This is a genomic window from Candidatus Seongchinamella marina (assembly GCF_026262685.1).
Classification (GTDB): Bacteria; Pseudomonadota; Gammaproteobacteria; order Pseudomonadales; family Halieaceae; genus Halioglobus; species Halioglobus marinus.
Genome location: NZ_SHNP01000006.1, coordinates 146,304 through 168,608, shown reverse-complemented (window position 1 = coordinate 168,608; position 22,305 = coordinate 146,304). Strand labels below are relative to the sequence as shown.

Genomic DNA, 22,305 nt, shown 5'->3' with positions numbered 1-22,305 from the left:
GACAATGAGTGCAAAGATACCCCGCAGTCAGGAAAACGACTACACCAGTGAAATCATCACCGAGCGCCAGCATTTTCTGGAAGAAAAGTCCGGGGCGAGCTTGAATCACACCAAGCAGTTTAGTTTTGACCCGGAAACCATGGAAGGTAATTGCGAGCAGCTGTTTGGCGTTGCACAGGTACCTATTGGTGTTGCCGGCCCGTTACTGGTTAACGGTGAGCACGCCCAGGGTGAATTCTATGTGCCTATGGCCACGATCGAAGGAACTCTTATCGCAAGCTATAACCGAGGCATGCGGGTTATCCGCGAAAGCGGCGGAGTCACAACTACTGTAATGAGTGAAGCCATGCAGCGAGCTCCCGTGTTCTTTTTCAAGGATGCGCGTGACGCTCGCGAGTTTTGTCATTGGCTGGTCGACAGCATCGACGTGATCAGGGCACAGGCTGAGTCAACGACTTCGGTGGGTAAGCTTCTGGAAATTGAACAGTACCCGGTACACAACATGGTCTACACTCGCTTTGATTACAGCACCGGCGACGCCGCGGGGCAGAACATGACCGGTGGCGCGACTTTTGTTGCTTGCGAATGGATAAGGGCTAACTATCCAAAGCTGCGTACTTATGGCCTTTCCGGTGGCATGGATACAGAAAAGAAAACTTCTTTTGTTAACTCCCTGAAGGGCCGTGGCCGTAAAGTGACGGCGGAGATCACCATTCCGCGACAGGTGCTTGCTGACGTGCTGCGCACCACACCGGAAAACCTTCGCAACAGCACCGGCATTAACACGCTAGCCGCCTTTTTGACGGGCGCTTCCAATAACGCAGCGCATCCGGCGAATGGCCTGGCCGCTCTCTACATGGCGACTGGCCAGGACATGGCCAATATAGGAGAGGCAAATCAGTGCAGTGTTTACAGTTACGTGACCAAGACAGGAGATTTGTACTACTCCATCACCTTGCCGGCCTTGATTATGGCGACCTATGGTGGCGGTACTGGTCTTGCGACCCAGCGTGAGTGTTTGGAGTTGATGGACTGCTATGGTCAGGACAAAGCCTACAAATTAATAGAGATTGCAGCCGGCCTGGTGGTGGCGGGAGAGCTGTCGCTGGTATCTGCAGCGCGAACGGATAAGGCCACGGGTACTAACGAGTGGGTAGATGCCCACGAAAAACTGGGTCGTAATCGATAGTGCTGTCTCGACAGACATCAGTAGATTAATAGAAAGTTCATAGCAAATTGAATAAAGAGTTCAACACGATGAGTAGCAGCCACCCGGATAGATTATTCGATCTCACCCGCACTGATGATCAGCGTATGAGTCATGAATCCATGCAGCGTTTCGCCGATTCTGAAATTCGCAGTATCGCCAGGTCTAGTGACGAGGCGGGTGCGCCCCCAATGGGGTTCTATGATAAAACGGCCGAGCTCGGACTAGCGTTGTTATCGATTCCAGAAGCATTGGGCGGGGCCGGCATGGAGCGATCGCCAGTCTCCAGTGTGCTTAATATTGAGGACCTTGCTAAGGGTGATCTGGGACTCGCACTGGGCGCGGTCAGTCCTCAAGCATTTGTGAATACCTTGATTGACCAGGGGAACGATGCACAGCGCGAACAATATCTGCCACTTTTCTGCGAAGGTACATTTGTTGCCGCGACTACTGCGCTGATGGAACCCCGGGCAATGTTTGATCCCACGGAGCTTCATTGCAACGCCATAGAGGAAGAACAGGGCTATGTACTCAATGGCATTAAGTGCATGGTCCCTCTGGGTATGGATGCTCAACTAACGCTGGTTATTGCTCGACTGAAAGGGCAGGGCAATGCAGCATTTATTGTTGAGGGTACGCCACAGGGAATGACTCGCACTGAAGAGTCGAACATGGGTTTGCGCACTCTGCAGTTGGCGACTATTGAATTTACTAATGTTCGGCTACCGTTGGAGGCTCGCCTTGGACACGATGAATTTGATCTCCAGCGCTTTATCGACTTGTCCCGTCTTGGCATTGGAGCCCTGGCCGTAGGCACTTGTCAGGCTGTTCTGGACTACGTTAAAGATTACGTCAATGAGCGTGTCGCCTTTGGAGAACCCATCAGCAATCGCCAGTCAGTCGCTTTCATGGTGGCAGACATGGCCACCGAGTTAGAAGCCATGCGGTTGATGGTATGGCGAGCAGCGTCTTTGGCTGAACAGGGACTGGAGTTCCACCGACCAACCTATCTTGCACATGTGGCCTGCGGAGAGCATGCGATGAAAATTGGCACGGATGGTGTGCAGCTATTGGGCGGTCACGGCTTTTGCCGAGAGCATCCGGTTGAAATGTGGTATCGCAATTTGCGAGCTATCGCCATTCTGGATGGCGTTGCCAGCGCCTGAAGAGACAACGACTATGATACAACTTGAAATATCCGACAAGCACCAGGAAACATTCAACAACGCAATGCTGCTTGCCGAGCATATGATGCGGCCCTATTCGCGCAAATATGACAAGGAAGAGCACACTTATCCGACGGAGATGGATGAAGTCGTCAAACTACTGGCGGGTGGGCGAAGCGCAGGCTCTTCGACAGGGGGTGCCAGTGCTGCAGAAAGTAGCGCGGTAGTGAATGGCGGTAATATGGCAGCGGTTATTGGTCTGCAGGCATTAGCCTGGGGCGATTTAGGTCTGTTTCTGGGAATGCCCGCTAATGGGCTGGGCAATGCAGCCATACAGGCCGTCGGTACCTTGGCCCAGCGAGAAAAATACGGCACCAGCTACGCCGCCATGTGTATTACTGAGCCGGGAACTGGATCCGACTCCGCCAATATTGCCACCACGGCCGTGCGCGATGGTGACGAGTGGGTACTCAATGGAGAGAAAATTTATGTGACCTCTGGCCAGTGGGCAGACACCTTGGTGGTGTGGGCAACGCTGGATAAATCACTGGGTAAGGCTGCAATCAAGTCCTTTATTGTGGAGAAGGGGACGCCCGGTTGCGAGGTTACGCGACTGGAACGCAAAATGGGCATTCGCGCTTCGGACACTGCTGCCATTACATTTAGCGATTGCCGTATTCCAGCCGACAACATTCTCGGTAGCGCTGAGCTTGCCGCCGATGCTGAAGGTCGCAAAAAGGCGTTTGGTGGGGTGATGCAGACTTTCGATAATACCCGACCTCCTGTCGCAGCGATGGCTTTGGGTGTTGGCAGAGCCGCACTTGACCTAGCCAGTGAACTACTGACTGAAGAGGGTGTTTCTCCAGACTATAACCGCAAGCCCTGCAATGTCAGTGCCGTTGAGGCAGAGCTATATCGGTTGGAGGCTGAGTGGGAGGGTGCTCGCCTGCTTACACTCAAGGCAGCCTGGATGGCAGATAACAAGCAACCAAACTCAAAGGAAGCATCCATGTGTAAAGCCAAGGCTGGTCGCATGGGCAACCGGGTTACCTTGCGCTGTGTGGAACTTTGCCAGAGCCTGGGTTATAGCGAATCTCGCTTGTTGGAAAAATTTGCACGCGACTCCAAAATCATCGATATCTTTGAAGGTACTCAACAGATACAGCAGCTTATTGTTGCTCGACGAATATTGGGAAAGTCATCCAGTGAACTGAAGTAGAACGACTGAACTGCTTGCCATCGGCAAGTGGCTCTCGCGCTATTGGCAGCTTCAGCAGATACTAGCGTTTTAATGCTACCCTGCTCCGCGCACTTGGCGTTTCGAGTAAAAGTATAAAAAGGCGATTCATGAAAAAATACAACTATTTCTTTGCCGTGATCGCGCTGCTGCCAAGCACTGGCGCACTGGCAGAGACTAAGCTTTTATGGGGCGACACACACCTTCATACCGCCAATTCACCCGATGCCTTTATGGCGGGCAACCGTACCGCCGGCCCTGACGTGGCCTATCGTTATGCCAGAGGTGAGCCAGTCATTCATCCCTATGCCGGTAACCGAGTGCAAATTAATCAACCGCTGGATTTTCTTGCTGTCGCTGACCATGCTGAATACCTAGGTGTTTTCCCGGAGGTGATGGGCGGTCGCGCTGAGCAACCGGAAGCTGGCCTGTTTGAAAAATTGAAGTCTTTCTTTTATGTGGAGTCAATTCGCTATTTCATCTCCGATCCAAGAAAGGGTGTTGAGACTTTCAGGGAGATGATACCAACTAACGATATTCAGCCGGGAGACAGTCGGGATCCAATCGCCACTGCGAATGAGTCGGGTAATGGAAAGGGGCTTGAGAGCGTGGGCCTGGTCAGCAAGGACAGTGCAGCGCGAATTATTGCGTCTCAGTGGACTCGCTCGATGGAAGTGGCAGATCGTTATAACCAGCCTGGAAGTTTTACTACATTGGTTGGTTGGGAGTGGTCACAGACCGCTAGCGGTGCCAATTTACATCGGGTTGTACTGTCTGATACCGATGGCAAAACTGCCAGCAGTTTTTCTCCGATTGGCGCTGACGTAGCTCCGTATCCAGAGCAACTGTGGGATCAATTGGCGGCTTTGTCGGCGAGCGTTGGCGCCAACTTTATTGCGATTCCCCATAATTCCAATATTTCTAAAGGTTATATGTTTTCCAAGACCACTGTTGCAGGAGAGCCGATTACGGCTGAATACGCGAGCAAGCGGTCGCGTTGGGAGCCGCTGGTCGAAGCTACACAAATTAAAGGTGATAGCGAAACCCATCCCGATTTAGCGCCAGATGATGAGTTTGCGAATTTCGAGCGCTATCGTTTTTACATTCAAGGCATCAATCCCGGCCAAACCTATCAGGTGCAGAAAGGCGATACTGTGCGCTCGGCTTTAAAAAATGGCATAGAGCTGGAAAAAGATACCGGCGTTAATCCATTCAAGCTTGGCATGATTGGCTCCACCGATGCCCATACCAGTCTGGCTTCAGCGGAGGAGCCTAACTTTTGGGGCAAGATGCCTACTGATTCCATTCCCGTTAACAAGCGTGGACCTGATTCCGGGGACTATGCCAACGGCAAAACCAGCACCAACGGTTGGACGATGTCAGCATCAGGCTTGGCTGCAGTATGGAGTGAGGATAACAGCCGCGAAGCCATTATTGCCGCGATGAAGCGCCGCGAGACATACGCCACCACAGGTCCACGCATAGGCGTGCGGTTTTTTGGCGGTTGGGGCTATCAACAAGAAGATATTCAGGCTGCAGACCTGGCCGCAGTGGGTTATGCGGGAGGGGTGCCGATGGGTGGGGAGTTAGCCAGTGCACCCACTGGAGCAGCGCCGCGGTTTTTAGTGGCGGCTACCAAGGGAGCTCTGGATCACAATCTTGACAGAATTCAGGTCATTAAACTTTGGCTGAATAATGATGGACGGGCAGAAGAAAAAATCTTCAACGTAGCCTGGTCGGAAAGTGTGTCTGGTGAGCGAGCCCTGCAGTTGGACGGAAAACTGCCAGCAGTGGGTAATAGTGCGAACATCAAAACGGGGAAAACGGCCAATAATATCGGTGCCGCGCAGCTAAGTGCTTTATGGATCGATCCGGAGTTCGATGCTGGCCAAAGCTCGCTCTACTATTTGCGTGTATTGCAGATACCGACGGTGCGACACTCTCAACTGGATGCTACTGCCCTCGGCGTCGATACGCCATACGAGGGACCCGCTACTATTCAGGAGCGAGCTTACACATCACCAATTTGGTACTCACCTGAGCTCGCGAGTGCCAGGGAAGATAATGACTAGGGCAAAAAAAGCCGCCAGTGAATACCGGCGGCTTATAGGAAGGATCAAGTTTAGAAGAGGTAAGAAAAATCCAGCCCGTAAGAGCGCTGGGCTGATTGGTGATTAAAGCTGCCACCAAACTCTGGTGCCGGAATCACTTCCTCGAGGTATTTTTCATCGGTAATGTTGCGTCCCCAGGCAGTCACTCTCCAGTTATCCGCTTCCAAACCTATGCGCAGGTCAAGCGTGTCGTAGGCGTCTCGAGACGACTTGGAGAAGTCCTGATTGTTACCCGGACCAAAAAATGCATTCCAGATCGTCGGGGTCTGTTCGCCCTGTAGAGTGTGGAACCAGGTCTCTCCGACGTAGCTCCAGTCGAGCCGGCTGACCAGGTTAATATTAGTGGATAAGGCAATTACCCATTCTGCACCAAGATTACCGGTTGTCTCTGGAGCCTGCGGAACATCATTACCTTGGGACAATGGTCGGTTCTTGTTCTTTTCTATCTCCGAGTCCATCAGCCCTACGCCGCCATAGAATGTCAGGCCTTCGGTGGCGATAAAGGTGATATCGGCTTCGAATCCCTGGATATACATCTCATCGATGGTGGTGACCGAGCGAAGCAAGCCAAAGGGGCCGGCGAAGAATTCGAAGAACTGATTATCTTCTACGTCGGTGCGAAACAGCGCTGCATTCAACCGCAGCCTGCGATCCATAAACTCAGATTTCATGCCAACTTCAAAGGCTTCGGAGACTTCTTTGTCATAGTCATCCGTGACATTGATCTGTGCATTCACAGCCTCGCCCGCTCCGCCGTAGCCAGCATTGAACCAGAAGTTAAGCAGATCCTCAGTGCCTACAGAGTTAAAGCCGCCACTGCGGAATCCAACGCCGTAGCTGCCGTAAATATTCATGTTGTCAGTAGCCGCCCAGTTCAGGGTTAGCTTGGGCTGGAACTGGCTGTAGGTATCGTCCCGCTTCGGAATCCCATTAGGGTTGCTGTTGAATGCAGGGTTAATAGGCGTTGGCTGGAAGTTATCGTCTAGCAAGTTAATATTAAGTCCGGAGTTGGAAACGTTTGGTACCTTATTGGTAACCTCTCTTTCCTCTCGGTCATAGCGACCGGCCAGCGCTATTTCCAGCGTGTCAGTCAGGTCAAATTCAATTTGGCCATAGACCGCGTAGACGGTGGTGTCGAAGTCATCCCAGAATAATAAGTCAGTAGGATTAGGACCGTCCGCCGGGACATAAGGGGTCCTGTTAAAGCCATTGCCCGTATCGGCGCCATAACCAACCACGACCTCACGTTCAATCTCAGCGAGATAGATGCCGCCAATCCAGCGTAACGCCTGATCCCCGGGTGAAACCAGTCGAGCATCAAAGCTGAGGTCTTCCTGGTTGCGCTCCTGGTACTGATAACCATCGCAGGAAGTGGGTGTGTAAGGGCCGTAAACGCCTGAGAAATCGTTTTCTTCACCGGGGGGCAGCACGCCATAAGGGTTAAAGAATGGACCAAACAAGTCGGGCCTGCTGAAGCTGTTCAGGGTTTGTCGGTCAGCCTGGCACGCGCCTGTCAATTCATAACCATAAAAAGTAGCGCTGGTTCCGTCAGAGAGCAAATATTCCTCTAGGTTGTTGTAGGCGATATTGGCCACCAGGTCCGCGAAGCCCAGGTCCCAGTCCATCTTTACTGCAAAATCGAGTGTTTCCTGCTCGTTTTCGCCAGGGACATTAAAGGTGTAGCGGAAGTCCAGGTCATTCACATCCTGGAAAAAGCCCGGCGCGCCGAAATTCTGTTCGAAAGCAGGGATGGCAAAGGCGGCATTAAAGTTAATGGCTCCGCCCTTCACTTCCGAATAGCCCGCCCGAAAATCCAGGGACATGTCTTCGCTAACATTCCAGATCAAACGTCCGCGGGCGCTGGTGTCCTCAAGATAATCCACTGAGTCGTCTTCCCCGGTGAAAATGTTTTTGTAAAAACCATCGGTCTCGCGCGTGCTGATAGAAAAGCGGCCAAGAAGAGTGTCTTCTACAATCGGACCGCTCACCATGGCGTTTACTTTGTAGGCGTTATTGTTGGCAATGCCGCCACCTACCTTCGCCTCAAATTCATTGGTCGGTTCCTTGGTGGTTACAAGTATTGCCCCGGCGACAGCGTTACGACCATACAGTGCCCCCTGAGGACCCTTGAGCACTTCTATTTGCTGAACATCGAACAGCTCTTCATTAAAGCTGTTGGGGTTAGTGCTCAGTACGCCATCGACGATATAGGCAAAAGTGGATTCCGCGTCTCGGGTTGATACCACTCCTCGAATGCTGACCTGGGTATCACCCACGTTGGCGGCGTCGACAATGGTGACGTTGGGGATCAAACTAATATAGTCAGATGCCCTTTCAATACCGGCCCGTTCTATTGTCGTTTCGCCAATGGCACTGATCGCAATCGGAACTTCTTGCAGGTTCTCTGTTCGTTTTCGAGCGGTGACTACCACCTCCTCGATAGCCAGGCTTTCTGACTGCGCGATGGCGATTGGGGTGACTGTAAATCCAGCGACAGCTGCCGCCAGCCCTATGACTAATGGTTTTCTGTTGAAGTGCATGGCATTTCTCCTGATTTATATTTGCTGGTTTTTCTACCGCTTAAAGTTTGTTATTTCATTGGTTTTACAAAACATTTTTTATCACGCTGTCCCGCCTACGAAGCTGGGCGAAACTGGTGGTGGCAGATGCGTCTCTTCCAGACACCTTGCCTTTAGTTCTTCGATTGTGCCGCCTCTGTTAAACACCTCGATAGGTGGCCGGGCCGTGCGTAATTCGTTTCTCAGTGCATCAGTCGCTTCAGCGTTGACTGTGCCGTTATCCGCAATGACGACGCCGTAGCGTTTAGCCCCCTCGCGTGTCACCAGGCGCTTATCAACATCCTGCAATACCAGTGACGGATCGCGGTCAAAGGGATCGCCCCAACCACCGCCGCCCCAGGTGTTAAAGTAGAGGATGTCGCCTTCCTTCACTTTGACTCCTTCTACTTTAGCGGGTAGCCACTCTTCAGTGCCGTCCGCGCGAACCAGGCGCTTGGTCGATCGCATGCCTGTTTCACCGCCCAATACACCCCAGGGATAGGTGAGCCACCGCTCGTCATGAATACCGATATCGCCGTCTGCCAAAAACCGGTAGGCCACACTTAAACCATTGCCGCCGCGGTGCAAACCAGCGCCGCCTGAATCGGGAATAGTCGCGTATTGTTCAATGCGTAAAGGGAAATAGGACTCAATAAATTCGTTAGGCACATTGGTAAACCCCGGCCATAGTGAATGGCCGTCGGGTCCGTCGCCAACCGGGCGCCCTGGGATGCCGCCAAAGCCAATCTGAAACAGCTGGAACCATTCGCCTTTTTTATCGTAGCCGGAATAGAACAAATGTGGAGAATCTGAGAAACCGGCTGCATTAAGCATTTGGTCCGGTGCCCCCATGCCCAGTAGCGCACCAAGCAGGTCAAAGATACGCCCAAGGGCGTGGGTCCTTCCTGATAATGCGGCAGGGAAATTGGGCTTTAATAGAGTGCCCTGTGGTATTCGCACATCAACCAGGTCATAGAAGCCATCATTAAACACAATCTGGGGGTCTACTACATTAATCGTGAAGGAGCCGAAGAACATTTTGAACATGTCTTCGTTGAGGAAAAAGTTAACCGAGCTTTGCGCCTGCGGGTCCGTTCCTTCAAAATCAAAAATGGCGGTAGAACCCTCGCGCCACATGCGACATTTAATTCTGTACGGGCCCATGCCCATGCCATCATCGCAGAGGTAGTCCTCAAATTCTCGAGGCTCTTCGGGAATGAACATTTCGATGATGTGCTTCATGGCAGCGTGATTACGCTGCAGCATAATGTCCATCGTTGACACCAGCACTTCGTCACCGAATCTTTCCGCCAGTTCGACACAGCGCTTGGCTGCCGTGTTGCAGGCCGCTACCAGAGCGTTCAGGTCAAACCGGTTCCACTGTGGTGTGCGCACATTGTGCAGAATCAGTTCGAGCAGGTCTTTTTGCAATACGCCTTTTTTATAAAGTTTGGTCGGTGGAATCCGAATGCCTTCCTGATAAATGCTCGTCGCTTCAATAGGAATAGAACCGGGCACCATGCCGCCGTTATCTGACATATGGCCGAACATGGCTGTCCAGGCTATGTGGCGGCCCTCCTTGAACACTGGCACCAGCACGACCCAGTCCGGCAGGTGTGAAACTGCAGCGTTACACATGTAGGGATCGTTGGTAAGAATAATGTCGCCTTCTTCAATTTCTTCATCGTAAGCATCCAGGAACGGACCGATAAAGGAGCCAAACTGTCCCACTACCATTTTGCCGTCTTTGTTGGCGATCATTGGAAAGCAATCACCCTGCTCGCGAATGCCCGGGGACATCGCTGTTCGGAATAAAACGGCGTCCATCTCTTCACGCGCGTTGCGTAGCGCATTTTCGATGATGTCGACCGTTACTCCATCGACCTCTACTGCGTTTAGGGGTTGGGTGCTCGTTTCAATTAATCTGGCAGTCATTGGAATCCCCTTTATACGATCGGGTTGATCAGCAGGTTGCCGATAGTGTCGACGTTTGCTTTATAGTCGGGCAGGACTACTGTTGTAGAGTCCATTTCACTGACAATCGCCGGACCGGCGACCTCCAGGCCTTCGTGTAACTTGTCTCGGTCATAGATAAGTGCGTCGTGCCACGCCCCTTCATAGAAAAACTTGCTCTGGTGTAGAACACATTCTTCTAGGGTAGTGCCAGCTTCTGCGCGGCGTAGTTCAGCAATCGCCTGCGTGCGCGCCTTGGCCACAGCGCGAATCATAAGAATCTCGTGGCCATCGTCGAGCTTGAAAGTAAACAGCTGCTCGTGTTCCGCATCGAACTGCTCAGTAAGAAGAGCAGCACCTTTTTCATTTAAATCTGTTTCGGTGAAATCAACAGTAATCTGGAATGCCTGTCCTGCATAACGCAGATCAGCCTGATAAGTGACCTCGTGATCTTCAATAGGTATACCGTCCTGCACCAGCGATTCTCCCGCACGCAGTTGCAGTGTTTTTAAATCAGTTTTCAGTTTTTCATCGCTAAGATCACCTGCCATCGTCAGGTAGGTTCTGGCTGCTTCGTCCTGAACTTGCGTTGTGGCGTCGCCGTAGGCACAAAGTACGCCTGGGCCTGGAGGTACAATCACCGGCCATGCGTCTGTCAGAATTCCCAGCGCATTGGCATGCAATGGACCAGCACCGCCAAAACCCACCAGGGCAAAATCGCGCGGATCATAGCCCTGTTCAACTGAAACCAAACGCAAAGCGCCAAACATGGACTCATTCACTATTTTGATAATGCCTTCTGCGGCTTCCATCAGGCCGATGCCCATGCCGTCGGCGACCTGTTGTACCGCGGCCATAGACGCGTCGCGGTTGATTTCCATTTTACCGCCCAGCTGCACATCCGATGGCAGGTATCCCAATACGACATTGGCATCACAGACGGTGGGTAGCTCGCCACCCTTCATGTAACAGGCAGGGCCTGGTACCGCCCCTGCAGACTCGGGGCCAACTCGCAGAGCTTTGGTAAGTTCGGGTACAAACGCAATAGAGCCGCCACCCGCACCGACGGTGCGAACATCCACCGAGGGGGCTCTTACCCGCACGTCGCCTACAATAGTTTCTCTGCGGACCCGCGCCCGGGAATTCTGAATCAAGGCAACGTCAGTAGACGTACCGCCCATGTCGAACGTTAGAATGTCCTTAAATCCTGCGCGGCTGCAGAAATAGATAGCGCCCGCTACGCCACCCGCGGGACCGGACATTAACAAATTGACCGGTGATTCTGCGGAGGCGCGTGCCGAAGCCAAGCCACCATCGGACCGCAGTATCGACAGCTGGGTATCTTCTCCCATGCGCGATGCGAGCGCCGTGCGTAAATTATTAACGTAGCGTTCTACTTCCGGTCTTACGTAGGAATTGACTACCGTAGTTTCGGTGCGCTCGTACTCCTGCATCTCAGGAACGACTTCACTGGAGATTGAGATGGGTGTGTCAACAAACACTTCGCGGGCAATGTCTCGTGCTCGTTCTTCATGCTCGTTGTTGATGTGCGCGTTAATAAAGCAGATGGTCAAGGCCTGTATGGCATTTCTCTCGCGCAGGGTGATGAGATCGCGTCTTAACCCGTCTTCGTCCAGCTCACGCACTACCGCGCCATCTGCCCCAATGCGCCCGCCAGCGCCAATGGTGAGCTCAAGCGGTGCCAGTAATGGTTTTTTGATATAGCTGACCCAACCGCCAAGACCGCCGGGGCAGAATGATCGAGCCACTTGCAATGTGTCTTCGTAGCCCGCTGTGGTCACCAGGCCGACGACCGCGCCCTTACCGGTGAGCACGGCATTGGTAGCAACTGTAGTGCCATGCATTACCAGTTTGATGTGCGAAGGATCGATGCCAGATTCGTCACAGATGCGTGCAACGCCATTGAGCACGCCGATTGAAGAGTCTTCGGGTGTAGAAGGCACCTTTGCGGTATGTGTCTGGCCGCTCTCCTCATCCATTAACAGGAAGTCGGTGAAGGTGCCGCCGACATCTACGCCTAGTCGGTATGCCATTATATGATTCTCCTAGTGCCTTGTGTGCTCTTTGCTTTCAGACCGCATTGTTACTGAGCCAATAATGAGCTCTGCCACCCTGGGTATGGCCAGTTAGCTCGCTAACCATCTTCACCGCAGCTAAAAGCAAGGGCATTTGAACTCCGGTTTTAAACCCCATTTGTTCGCACATCATGACAACATCTTCTGTAGCGACGTTGCCTTTTGCTCCGGGAGCGAAGGGGCAGCCACCCAGTCCGCCTAGTGAACTGTCAAACCGGCGAACGCCGCTCTCAATCGCTGCAAATGTGTTGGCTAAACCCATCGCTCGGGTATCGTGAAAGTGACAGGCAATTTTTTCGGCGCCGTGCTCTGCAACCAGAGCGTTGAGCAGGCTGCGCACGGATGCGGGGTCAGCGGCGCCGATAGTATCTGCTATTACAATTTCGTCAGCATCCCAGGCGGCCAGCTGCCGGGCCTGGGAAAGAATGGTATCTGCAGCGACTTTGCCCTCATACGGGCACTCAAAGGCAACGGAAAGATAAGCCTGAACGCGGGCGCCCTCTGCGCGCCCCCGGCGGATGATGTTAGCAGCGGTTTCCAGAGTTTGTTGTAAACTCATGTTGATGTTTTTCTGGTTCATGGTCTCAGTGGCAGACACCACAACCGCCACGGTTGATGCGCCGGCAGAGCGGGCTAGCTCGTAGCCTTTCATATTGGGGACCAGGGCGCTTAGGTAAGGCGAATTTTCGGGTCCCAAGAGATGAAAGACCTCGTCGGTACCTGCCATTTGCGGAACGGCTCGCGGAGACACGAAGCTTCCCGCCTCGATATGCTGCAGGCCCGCAGTGAGCAGAGACTTGATAAGCGATGCTCTTTCCGCCACGGTCAGGTGCTTATCCTGGCTCTGTAGCCCGTCTCTGGGGCCAACCTCGTTGATTACGATGCACTCACTCATCAAGCGATTACTCCTCTGCTGCGCAGGTCATCGATCTCACCTACACTGTAGCCCAAAAGCGTGCTGAACACTTCATCTGTGTTTTGGCCCAGCGTTGGGGCGGGGGCAAAGGATTCCTCGCAGGTTCGCGATAGTTTGATGGGGTTACCCGGGCCGCGGGTTTTGGCGCCATTGGGATGGCCTAACTCCACAACCATGTTGCGATGGCGCACCTGGGGATCGGAGAGCGCCTGGCTAAAATTATTGACAGGGGCACAAGGAATCCTCTGCGCCTCCAATAGAGTGAGCCAGTGGGAACAGCTCCGCTCCTTCAGGACATCGCTGAGTGTCGCATTGATCATTTCACGGTCTGCCCATCTCCCGGGCTGCCCGTCCAGCGCCGGGTCATCGAACGCTGCACAGTTGACCACCTGCTTCAGGTTTTGCCAGAAATTATCGGTGATGACCGCAATAACAATAAAGCCGTCCTGACAGCGATAAGTGTTGTAGGGCACGTGAACAAAGTGAGAATTGCCAATAGGGTAGGGGTCTTCTCCCGACAGGAAGTGCATAGTGGCCATGTAGTTCAGCAGCGATACCTGGCAGTCCAGCATGGAGATGTCGACATGTTGGCCCTTGCCGCTCTTTTCGCGCTCATAAAGCGCAGCCAAAACACCCATCACGCCAAACATACCACCTCCAAGGTCGCCGATCGGTATCCCGGCACGCACGGGGTGCTCAGGGTCGCTGCCGGTGATGGACATGCCACCACCGGTGGCCTGGGCAACCTGATCAAAGGCAGGACGTTTGCTCTGGGGGCCATCTGATCCAAACCCGGTGATAGTGCAGGTGATAATGCCAGGGTTGACCGCGCTGAGTGCTTCAAAATCAATACCAAGTCGCTCGGGCACGTCAGCACCGAAATTACTGATGACAATGTCGGATTTTTCCACAAGGCGATAGAACTGGGTGCGTCCGGCATGGCTTTTTAGATCGATAGCGACGCTTTGTTTGTTTCTGTTGAGTGTCAGGAAGTAAGCGCCCATGCCGTCTAGTGAGTTGGCCGGATCATTCGCGAGCAATTTGCGCGTTCCTTCGCCGTGCAATGGCTCGACTTTGATGGTTTCTGCGCCCATGTCAGCGAGAATCATCGCGCCATAGGGTCCGGAGAGCATATGGGTGAGATCCAGAACACGAAGTCCGTCTAGCGGTTTGGACATTGTCGGAAGGCTCCGAAGTAGGTTTGCCTGGGCTATCACAGCCAAAAGACGATTTGCCTACCGCATCAGCATGGCAGCTCTCAATATGGCTTACAATTTTCTTTGCAAATCAGCGACTTGAAAGAACGCGGGTGCGAATACAATAGTTAGCTATATTCAGAGTACGTGGGGGGCTGCAAGACGGATCAGAAGTTTCAATGCACAAACTTTGAGGTATTAGTCCTCCGTCAGCTGAAGTACGGCGCCAGAAAAGGTGTTTGGATCCAGATCCAGTACTTTCCAGCCCTCAAGTCCAAGGCGTTCGGATGCATCGATCACACCACCTCCACTGCTGTTGATATGGGACCGTGACTTATCCATAGAATCGACTCCCAGAGAGAGCAGAAACAGGCCTTCACCGTGTTCTGCGAGATGTCTGGCGGGAACGCCTTCAGCGTCGATTGGCTCAAGCAACACGATCCAGCTTTCCCCCGCGCGAAACCGCGCTGTTTTTACTCCTCTTTCAGGTAAATCGCCGTACTCAAAGTGCTCAATTGCAAAAGCGGCTTGATAGCGAGACACGGCAAGCTGGAGGTCTCGTACCAAAATATTGATGTGGTGTACCTTCGTTATCATTCGGCCCCTCCTCCTGATATAGAGTAGCGATTGAGTGCTTTTCGCCCCTGGTAGCGTCTCATGGAAATGACCAGCACTAACGGTCGCGTTTTTCCTCACGGCGAGCTCTGCGGGTAAGTGGCCGGCCATCTTCGTCGACGACAGCCTTTGGCTTCTCTCCTTTTGCGGTTTTTGATGCGCGACTGATCTCGATGAGGCGCAGTGTTTCGCTGTCTCTCAGTTGGGTAGCGTTTTTCTCCAGCGTAATCAGCTCTTCAAAGCTGTATACATCGTTTTTTAATTTGTCGATTCTGTTCATATCGTGCTGGCCTTGTTTTGTGTGGTCGTTGCCTTTGGGATTATAGTTCAAGCAGCGAAAGGCTTGGCCTGACCCGTAAAAAATTCCTGGGATAAGTTCGCAGGATGTCAGCAGAAGCACTAGCCAGAACGGGGGCTAAGCGAGCTGTAATTCTATATGGAATGTGGTGCCATCGTTGATATCTGATGTTACAGCCAACTGGCCGCGATGTTGCTCAGTGATAATAAAATACGGATACGACAGGCGACGGCTGGCGTCATAGTCATCGCCGCTGACGTCACGAGAATCAGCAAAGAACGGCTCAAACAGCGCCTGTTGCTCCTGAAGGCTAAGACCTCGGCCATTGTGTTGTACTTTTAACCAAAGAGCATCGTAAAACTGGCTAACCTGCAGTGTCACCTTGGGCACAAAGCCCTCTCGCTCTATTTCACCCAGCGCGTTGACGCAGTGCCGAAGCAGGCTGAGTAGAACCTGCTGCAACTCCGTTTCATGGCAGGGAATGGGTGGCAATCCCTCCTCGTAACTCGTTTCAATGTCAACATCGCGAAATTGCAGCCCGGAGGAAGAGGTCAGCGCTGCCGTTGCAAGTTCCAGACTATGATCAACAACGTCAGGAATATCTGCCAGTTTCATTTCGCCCGCTTGCAAGCTTGAAAATTCAAGTAGATTGGAAATGACTCTTGATACCTGTTCGCCACGTAACAGTGCGTCTTCCAACATTGGAGCTGGGTCTGTGGCAGTCTCACACTCAAGCTTTGCAATGCGTGATTGAACTTCACGGATATCCATCAGCATTGCATTGACGGGTGTACTGACGTCATGTGCCAGAGAACCGGCAAGTTCTCCCATCGATGACATCTTGTCTCTCTCGATCAGCATATTCTCTGCGGTCACTCGCTGGGTAACGTCATCGATCAACACCACTACCCCCGGCTCCGGTTGATCTATGAGCGGGTAAATCGTGATATCAAAGTGATATGCGCCTCGTTGGCTATGTTTGACTGTGAGCGTGCAATCGTTGGTGATCGCCTCATCAATTTGCTCCGGAGTGACTGTGATTGAGGGGTAGGCTTGCCATATTTTTTTGCCGAGAACTTCAGGCTCTTGCAGGCCGCTAACTTCCTCCGCGCGCGTGTTCCATTGGGTAATGCTGCCTTCCCGATCCAGGCCAATCAACATAAGTGGCATGGATTGCATAATGCTGGTGATATAGGACTCTGATTGCTGCAGGCGCTCCGCAGTTGCCTGATGCTTGGAAATTTCACTTTCAAGAACAGCGTGGTTTTTCTTTAACTGACGATTGGACTCATCCAGGGTTGCGGTGCGAGTGCGGACCCGATCTTCCAATTGACCACGGATTTCCTCTAGCTCCCGATTATAACGTCCTGCCTTGCGGATATTGAGAAACAAACGGACCAGGGTGTAGCTCAGGGCAATAATTAGCACCGTGCCCGTGGTGTTTGCCACGTACTGCCAGTTAGTGTCACCGTCCTCAAACCGGAATGCTGCAAAAATGTCAGCCAAAGCCGGTTGGCTGGCGGATATCAGCAGACAAGCAAGTAGCTTTTTTACTATGGTTGTTGCCATTCAGACACCTTTTTTACCCTACCGAGCACTGCTTTGGCCTCTTTAGCGCCGACTGTGCATTCAGCGGATTCTGCCCCCAATCGAGACACTGGTTCGGACTCCAGAATGGTAGCCGCCATAACGACCATGATGATAACCGCCATAGGAACCGTATCCGCTGGAAACACTAATGCCGCCGTAGACCTGCGGGTCGTCGCAGCCGGATAACAGGCAAACAGCGATGAGCAGGGCAGTCAGTCGTACGCCACGAAAAGTAGACTTCATTATCATTGTTCTCCAAATTTCGCGAGCTGCTCTTCATTTTTCCAGGTCTGCAAGGCGATACCTGCGCCAGAGGGACCCGCAATCATCGCCACGGTGCCCCCGCTGGGGCGGGAAGCAGCCGGCACCAGGATTTCACCGCCCAATGACTCTACCTTCGCCAAAATGCGATCAAGTTCTGCATCATCCAGGATTTGCAGGTAATTTACCCAGATGGGCGGCAAGCCTTTGAACGGGTTCACCCGGATGCCGCCACGCTTTTGCTGCTGCGTCTGCATCACGAAGTAGTCAATGGACTCGTTCCCTGTGCCCAGGTTTCTTCGTTCCATTTGATAGGGTGCGAGTTTGCCATAAAAAGTAACAGCCCGATCTATGTCGCCAGTCCAAAGCTCGTGCCAGAAAAAATCGCCAACCGACGCTGGCTCGGCAGTGTCCGCCGGGTCGCCATTAGCAGTTTGTAACAGCGCGAAAAGCGCTCCCTGTGGGTCGGCGACGACGGCTATTTTACCGCGGTCACCAAGAGAGGTTGGTGGAGTGAATACAGTCCCACGCGAACTTGCTACCTGGTCAGTGGCTGCAGCGATATCGGTCACCGAAAAGAGGGCGACCCATTGTGAAATATCTGCCTTAGTGGGAAGTCTGTTCTGATTTATCATGCCGCCAATGGCCTTACCGTTTTGGCGAATGAGGAAGTAGTTGATGTTCTTATCCGATAAGGGTTCGAACTCCCAACCAAAAAGCTCGGTGTAAAAGCGCTGTGTCTGCTCGGGTGTGTCGGTGATTAATTCGTGCCAGATGATTTTGCCGGGCAGGCGTTCGCCGGCGAGGCTACCCTCCAGGGCAGGTATGCTGACCCCCGTCGCGCTGCATGCAGTCAAAACCACTGCCGTTAGCAACAGGCTGGCGCAAATTCTTTTCACCAAATGGACTCCCGGTAATTGTGTGTGAAAGCCAACGTGGCAATCTGTTCATAGCGCTAATATAAGGCATCGCCCTGGTCATCGCCAATCGGATGGATATCCCGGGCCAGCCGTTGTACGCTCTGGGCACAGGGCGGCTGACTGCGCCCGCATTTACAGAGAATACTATGAGTACAGACGACTTATTCTTGATCTGCAATTATGCTGTTCTGCCCGCCTGGTTCTTGCTGTTTTTTCTGCCTCATCATCGTGTCACGCAACTTTCGGTTAATGCTATCTGGGTGCCACTGTTGCTAGGTCCTTTTTACATCTGGGCACTGTTTTTCGGACAGCCCGCGCCGGAGGGAGCAGGTTTTGGTTCGCTGGAAAGTGTCATGATGTTGTTCCAGAGTCCCACCGCTGTGCTGGGTGGGTGGATTCACTACCTGGTATTTGACCTGTTTGTTGGCGCATGGACAGTCAGGGACGCGAAGCGGCAGGGTATCAAGCATTGGCTTATCATGCCTTTCTTGCTGGTAACATTGATGGCAGGCCCTGCAGGGTTAATGCTTTACCTGTTGCTGCGACTCGCCCTGAAGCGCACCGTGACGCTGATCGAGTCAGCTGGCTAGACCTTTTTACCCTCGGTCTTTTCTTCAGGTTTCTTTATCCTTATCCAGGTCCCTAAGGCGTTCGCGATAGGTGCTGCGAGCCAGTTGCTGCATGTCTTCGACCTTGTCGCTTTCATCCATAATCTCCCGACCCAGCAAAGTTTCCACCGCATCCTCAAGGGTCACTACCCCAGCGGTCTGGCCGTATTCATCTTCCACCAGAAACAAGTGCTCTTTGCGTTTGAGAAACAGGTCCAGTAATTGCAGCACGGGCAACTCTTCAGAGACGCGGTATTCCGGCGCGGCAATAGCAGCCAGGGTCAGCTCTCCCTGGCCTTCTCGGACCGCCTCCAGCATGGTGGGCCGATAAACCACGCCACTGATGGCGTCGACATTACTGCGGTACACAGGAATACGGTTGAAAGGCCGATCTCCCAGCCGATCGAGACCCTCAAGAATAGTGATGCTTTCCGGCAATGCAGTGACGACAGTGCGCGGGGTGAGAATGTCCTCGGTTCGTGTGCCGCGCAGGCTGAGAATATTTTCCAGTAATTCGCTCTCCTGGTTGCGTAGCGAGCCATGGCGCGCACCGAGTTTAGCCATGGCAGTCAGCTCCTCCCTGCTGACGCCCCCGCTCTTACCCTTGGAAAACAGTTGGGTTATCAGAGCCGACAGCCACACGAAGGGGTAAAGAGTTTTGATGAGCAGTCGAATGATAACGGCTGACGGCAGAGCTAGCTGTTTCCAGAAGGTCGCACCGAGGGTTTTGGGGATGATTTCGGATATGTAGAGAATGGCGAGGGTGAGCAGGAAGGCAATCAGGCCCTCCCACTTTTCGCCAAACAGGCGAACCGCCTGGGCGCCGACGCCTGCGGCACCCATGGTGTGGGCGAAAGTGTTCAGTATCAGAATGCTCGACAAGGAGCGATCGAGGTCCGCTTTGACATCATGCAAGACCTTGCCGCGGCGCGGGTATTTCTCCACCTGGGTAGCGACAAAGCCGGGAGTTACTGACAACAGCACTGCTTCCAGTACTGAGCAAAGAAAAGACACGCCAATAGCGAGAGAGAGATAAATAACCAGTAGGGTCATGTAGCGGGAAAAGTCCTCGAGAGAGTTGCGTCAGGCACGTCGATTGTACACCGGGGAGGGCGTGGAACAAGCTATCGACTCTATCGTGAGCCGCGCTGGCACCGGTGCCTATGGTCTGGCTCCCTGTAGTTTACCTGGCTCTTTGACAGCCGGGGAAAGAGCAGAGCATTTCAAACATCAAATTGGCGGCGAGTAATGATGTATTGCCCGTTGTATCGTAGGGAGGCGACACCTCTACCAGGTCTGCACCCACCATGTTCAATCCCCAGCAGCCACGAATAATTTCAATACCCTGAATCGTGCTAAGTCCTCCAGGTTCGGGTGTGCCGGTGCCTGGCGCGACAGAGGGGTCCAGCCCATCAATATCAAAAGAAAGATAAACCGGTGTTTCCGCGCCGATAACACCGCGAATCTCTGTCATCAGTGGACTCAGCGATTTGTGCCAGCATTCTTCGGCTGGAACGACCAGTGCGCCCTGATTGCGCGCCCAGTCGAAATCTTCGGCCGAGTAACCTGTGGTCCGAAGCCCAATCTGAAACATTTTGTCGGCCTGTACCAGGTTTTCCTCAATTGCCCTGCGAAATATAGTGCCGTGGGTAATACGCTCTCCAAACATGCTGTCGTTGGTGTCTGAGTGGGCGTCCACGTGGATCAAAGCAACAGGGCCGTGTTTCTTTGCCGTTGCACGAAGAATCGGCAGTGCAACCGTGTGGTCACCGCCCATGCTGATAGTTTTGGCGCCGTGGCTCAGCACATCGTCAAAGAAGCCTTCGATGATATCGATAGATTTGAGCAGGTTGAATGTGTTGAGCGGAACATCGCCGATGTCGGCCACCTGGAAAGAATCGAAGGGGGCGGCCTGGGTGTACATGCAGTAAGGGCGCACCATCACAGACTCGCAACGGATTTCCCGCGGGCCGAAGCGGCTGCCGGCACGATTGCTGGTGCCTATATCCAGTGGCACCCCTACTAACGCGATATCCAGTCCTTCGGCATTGGTTTGTGTTGGCAGGCGAAACATGGAGGCATGACCGGCAAAGCGGGGCATTTCGTTGCCGCCCAGTGGCTGGTTAAATCGGGTGGTCATGTTGTAGTTACTCCAATATGCACATTAACAAGCCCATTACCTGCAGCAATATCCGCCAGTAGTTGATGCAGGCCTTATGCGTTGAGATTAGCAGCTGTGCGGGCATTGTCATAACTTTGATGATACTAAGCTGAAGAAGTATCAGGCATCGCAGTCATATTCTAGACGGCCTGGGAACAGCGATATTTTTTTGCCGCCTGGCGTGAGTATAAAACCATGTCCCCAAAGCGATAATAAGCAGCGGCAAAAAGGGTTCCAGGGGCCAAAAAGGTAGCCACAGTTCTAGTTCAGCGGACCAGGCGGCAGAAGTCATAAATTCGGTAACCGATTTTTGCCAAAGCAGCCCGGTGGCTGATGCTACCAGGCCGAAACCGACAACAGCAGCCCCAATCGCCTTTACTACAATGGGGGTGCTGCTTTTATCGTTTTGGCGGTTGCGCTTTTTTCCCCAGGCGGCAATGCGTAGGCTGAATGCGGTGAAGCCCATCCAATAAAAGACAGAGTCGATAGTTTCAGGGTTGGGGTAATAATAAAGGTTCCACCAGTACACACTGAAGGCGTAAGCCCATAAAAAGTAAACACCGCCCTTTTGAATGTATTTCCATTGCTGCGAACCGAGCCTTTTGCGGGTGAATGCAAAGGATGTGATAACCATGCAGGTCAAAAATACGTAGCCAACGCTGCCTTCCAGCTCGTCTCTAAAGTAGTAAACGTCAGCAAAATAAAAGTCGCGGAAAAACGTTGTCATGGTAAAAATAAATACAGCTTGCCAGAACATGGCAATGGCGAAGCAAAGGCCGATGTAACGTCTGTTCCGCGCTAACCACGCAGTGAATGGGTTAGGAAATAGGGTGTAAGCCGACGAAGCTCCAATGGCCAAAAAGATGAAGGGGATGGCAAACCGCACAGAATATCCAATCATTGATGCTATGCCTTCACCCACTGATAAATCAGTGGCCAGCATTTTTATCAGTACTGCACCACTGATTGGGATCGAAAAAAGCAAAAACAGAGGCCAACCATTAATGGCCTTATGTCGTAACATGGTCTCCAGATTAGTAAGCATCTGTTAGTCGCTTGTGTGGGTATTCGGTGCAGTGCATTTTGTCACTGGTCATTGAGTGCGGCCTCCGTGCGGATAGGCGCAGAATGGCGTAGCTGAAATTCATGATACGGTTTACCACAACAAAACAATAGGGCTGTGGGTCAGACATGCCAAAGAAACACATAAGCACACTGGTCGCTTTTTCACCCTGGGTATTATCGATGTATATTTTGTTTCGACTTGATGCCGATGCTATCTGGACAGCGGAAACTGCCAACCGGGACGTGCTAACAATTGCCATACTGTTTGCAGGAATGGCGCTGACCTTCGTGTTGCTCAGTTTTTTTGCAAACCGCCGCAAAGGTGAACCACGATAGCGCTCGTCACT

General features: G+C 52.7%; 19 protein-coding genes. 6 read left to right on the top strand and 13 right to left on the bottom strand.

All coding sequences use genetic code 11. The features are described 5' to 3' along the window. Positions 1-4: 4 nt before the first annotated feature. The 4 genes from EYC87_RS16600 (at position 5) to EYC87_RS16585 (ending at position 5,682) form a co-directional block, all read left to right on the top strand. Positions 5-1,189: a hydroxymethylglutaryl-CoA reductase gene (locus EYC87_RS16600; protein ID WP_007230228.1), complete on the top strand. Its 1,185-nt coding sequence runs from the start codon at positions 5-7 to the stop codon at positions 1,187-1,189. Positions 1,190-1,257: 68 nt separating this feature from the next. Further along, positions 1,258-2,373 carry an acyl-CoA dehydrogenase family protein gene (locus EYC87_RS16595; RefSeq protein WP_279253855.1) on the top strand — a complete coding sequence of 372 codons (1,116 nt, stop codon included), beginning with the start codon at positions 1,258-1,260 and terminating at the stop codon, positions 2,371-2,373. A gap of 13 nt (positions 2,374-2,386) precedes the next feature. Continuing rightward, positions 2,387-3,592: an acyl-CoA dehydrogenase family protein gene (locus EYC87_RS16590; protein WP_007230168.1), complete on the top strand. Its 1,206-nt coding sequence runs from the start codon at positions 2,387-2,389 to the stop codon at positions 3,590-3,592. A 128-nt stretch (positions 3,593-3,720) separates the two neighbouring features. After that, on the top strand, positions 3,721-5,682 hold the full coding sequence (locus EYC87_RS16585) for a DUF3604 domain-containing protein (RefSeq protein ID WP_279253854.1): 1,962 nt from the start codon (positions 3,721-3,723) through the stop codon (positions 5,680-5,682). 50 nt (positions 5,683-5,732) lie between these two features. Here the strand turns inward: EYC87_RS16585 and EYC87_RS16580 are convergent, their stop codons facing one another. From EYC87_RS16580 to EYC87_RS16535, 10 genes are all read right to left on the bottom strand, one after another. After that, positions 5,733-8,261: a TonB-dependent receptor gene (locus tag EYC87_RS16580; RefSeq protein WP_279253853.1), complete on the bottom strand. Its 2,529-nt coding sequence runs from the start codon at positions 8,259-8,261 to the stop codon at positions 5,733-5,735. An 81-nt stretch (positions 8,262-8,342) separates the two neighbouring features. Next, positions 8,343-10,214 (bottom strand): hydantoinase B/oxoprolinase family protein, encoded by a 1,872-nt coding sequence (locus EYC87_RS16575; RefSeq protein WP_279253852.1) that lies wholly within the window; start codon positions 10,212-10,214, stop codon positions 8,343-8,345. 11 nt (positions 10,215-10,225) lie between these two features. Beyond that, positions 10,226-12,286, bottom strand: coding sequence for a hydantoinase/oxoprolinase family protein (locus EYC87_RS16570; protein ID WP_279253851.1), 2,061 nt, complete (start codon positions 12,284-12,286; stop codon positions 10,226-10,228). Between the two features lie 37 nt (positions 12,287-12,323). Further along, positions 12,324-13,223 carry a hydroxymethylglutaryl-CoA lyase gene (locus EYC87_RS16565; RefSeq protein ID WP_279253850.1) on the bottom strand — a complete coding sequence of 300 codons (900 nt, stop codon included), beginning with the start codon at positions 13,221-13,223 and terminating at the stop codon, positions 12,324-12,326. Continuing rightward, positions 13,223-14,422, bottom strand: a complete 1,200-nt coding sequence (locus EYC87_RS16560; protein WP_279253849.1) for a CaiB/BaiF CoA transferase family protein — start codon at positions 14,420-14,422, stop codon at positions 13,223-13,225. The genes EYC87_RS16565 and EYC87_RS16560 overlap by 1 nt, the downstream gene beginning before the upstream one ends. 216 nt (positions 14,423-14,638) lie before the next feature. Then, the gene (locus EYC87_RS16555; protein WP_279253848.1) at positions 14,639-15,037 is read right to left on the bottom strand and encodes a VOC family protein; all 399 of its coding nucleotides are present in this window, start codon (positions 15,035-15,037) and stop codon (positions 14,639-14,641) included. A 76-nt stretch (positions 15,038-15,113) separates the two neighbouring features. After that, entirely contained in the window at positions 15,114-15,335 is a 222-nt protein-coding gene (locus tag EYC87_RS16550; protein ID WP_007230182.1) for a hypothetical protein, read from the bottom strand. Between the two features lie 135 nt (positions 15,336-15,470). Beyond that, on the bottom strand, positions 15,471-16,922 hold the full coding sequence (locus EYC87_RS16545) for a two-component system sensor histidine kinase NtrB (RefSeq protein ID WP_279253847.1): 1,452 nt from the start codon (positions 16,920-16,922) through the stop codon (positions 15,471-15,473). A gap of 60 nt (positions 16,923-16,982) precedes the next feature. Beyond that, complete coding sequence (locus EYC87_RS16540) at positions 16,983-17,186, bottom strand: hypothetical protein (protein ID WP_279253846.1); 204 nt, start codon at positions 17,184-17,186, stop codon at positions 16,983-16,985. Between the two features lie 2 nt (positions 17,187-17,188). Beyond that, positions 17,189-18,103 (bottom strand): VOC family protein, encoded by a 915-nt coding sequence (locus EYC87_RS16535; protein ID WP_279253845.1) that lies wholly within the window; start codon positions 18,101-18,103, stop codon positions 17,189-17,191. Positions 18,104-18,270: 167 nt separating this feature from the next. On the opposite strand from EYC87_RS16535, the gene EYC87_RS16530 reads away from it, so the two are divergent. Then, positions 18,271-18,714 carry an ABA4-like family protein gene (locus EYC87_RS16530; RefSeq protein WP_279253844.1) on the top strand — a complete coding sequence of 148 codons (444 nt, stop codon included), beginning with the start codon at positions 18,271-18,273 and terminating at the stop codon, positions 18,712-18,714. Positions 18,715-18,738: 24 nt separating this feature from the next. Here EYC87_RS16530 and EYC87_RS16525 read toward each other — a convergent pair whose 3' ends face one another. The 3 genes from EYC87_RS16525 to EYC87_RS16515 all read right to left on the bottom strand — a co-directional run bounded on the left by EYC87_RS16525 (position 18,739) and on the right by EYC87_RS16515 (position 21,938). Continuing rightward, complete coding sequence (locus EYC87_RS16525; RefSeq protein WP_279253843.1) at positions 18,739-19,785, bottom strand: hemolysin family protein; 1,047 nt, start codon at positions 19,783-19,785, stop codon at positions 18,739-18,741. Between the two features lie 130 nt (positions 19,786-19,915). Continuing rightward, positions 19,916-20,872 carry an agmatinase gene (gene speB, locus EYC87_RS16520; RefSeq protein WP_279253842.1) on the bottom strand — a complete coding sequence of 319 codons (957 nt, stop codon included), beginning with the start codon at positions 20,870-20,872 and terminating at the stop codon, positions 19,916-19,918. A gap of 154 nt (positions 20,873-21,026) precedes the next feature. Next, positions 21,027-21,938 carry a hypothetical protein gene (locus tag EYC87_RS16515; RefSeq protein ID WP_279253841.1) on the bottom strand — a complete coding sequence of 304 codons (912 nt, stop codon included), beginning with the start codon at positions 21,936-21,938 and terminating at the stop codon, positions 21,027-21,029. A gap of 146 nt (positions 21,939-22,084) precedes the next feature. On the opposite strand from EYC87_RS16515, the gene EYC87_RS16510 reads away from it, so the two are divergent. Then, positions 22,085-22,294, top strand: a complete 210-nt coding sequence (locus EYC87_RS16510; protein WP_279253840.1) for a hypothetical protein — start codon at positions 22,085-22,087, stop codon at positions 22,292-22,294. Positions 22,295-22,305 lie beyond the last annotated feature (11 nt).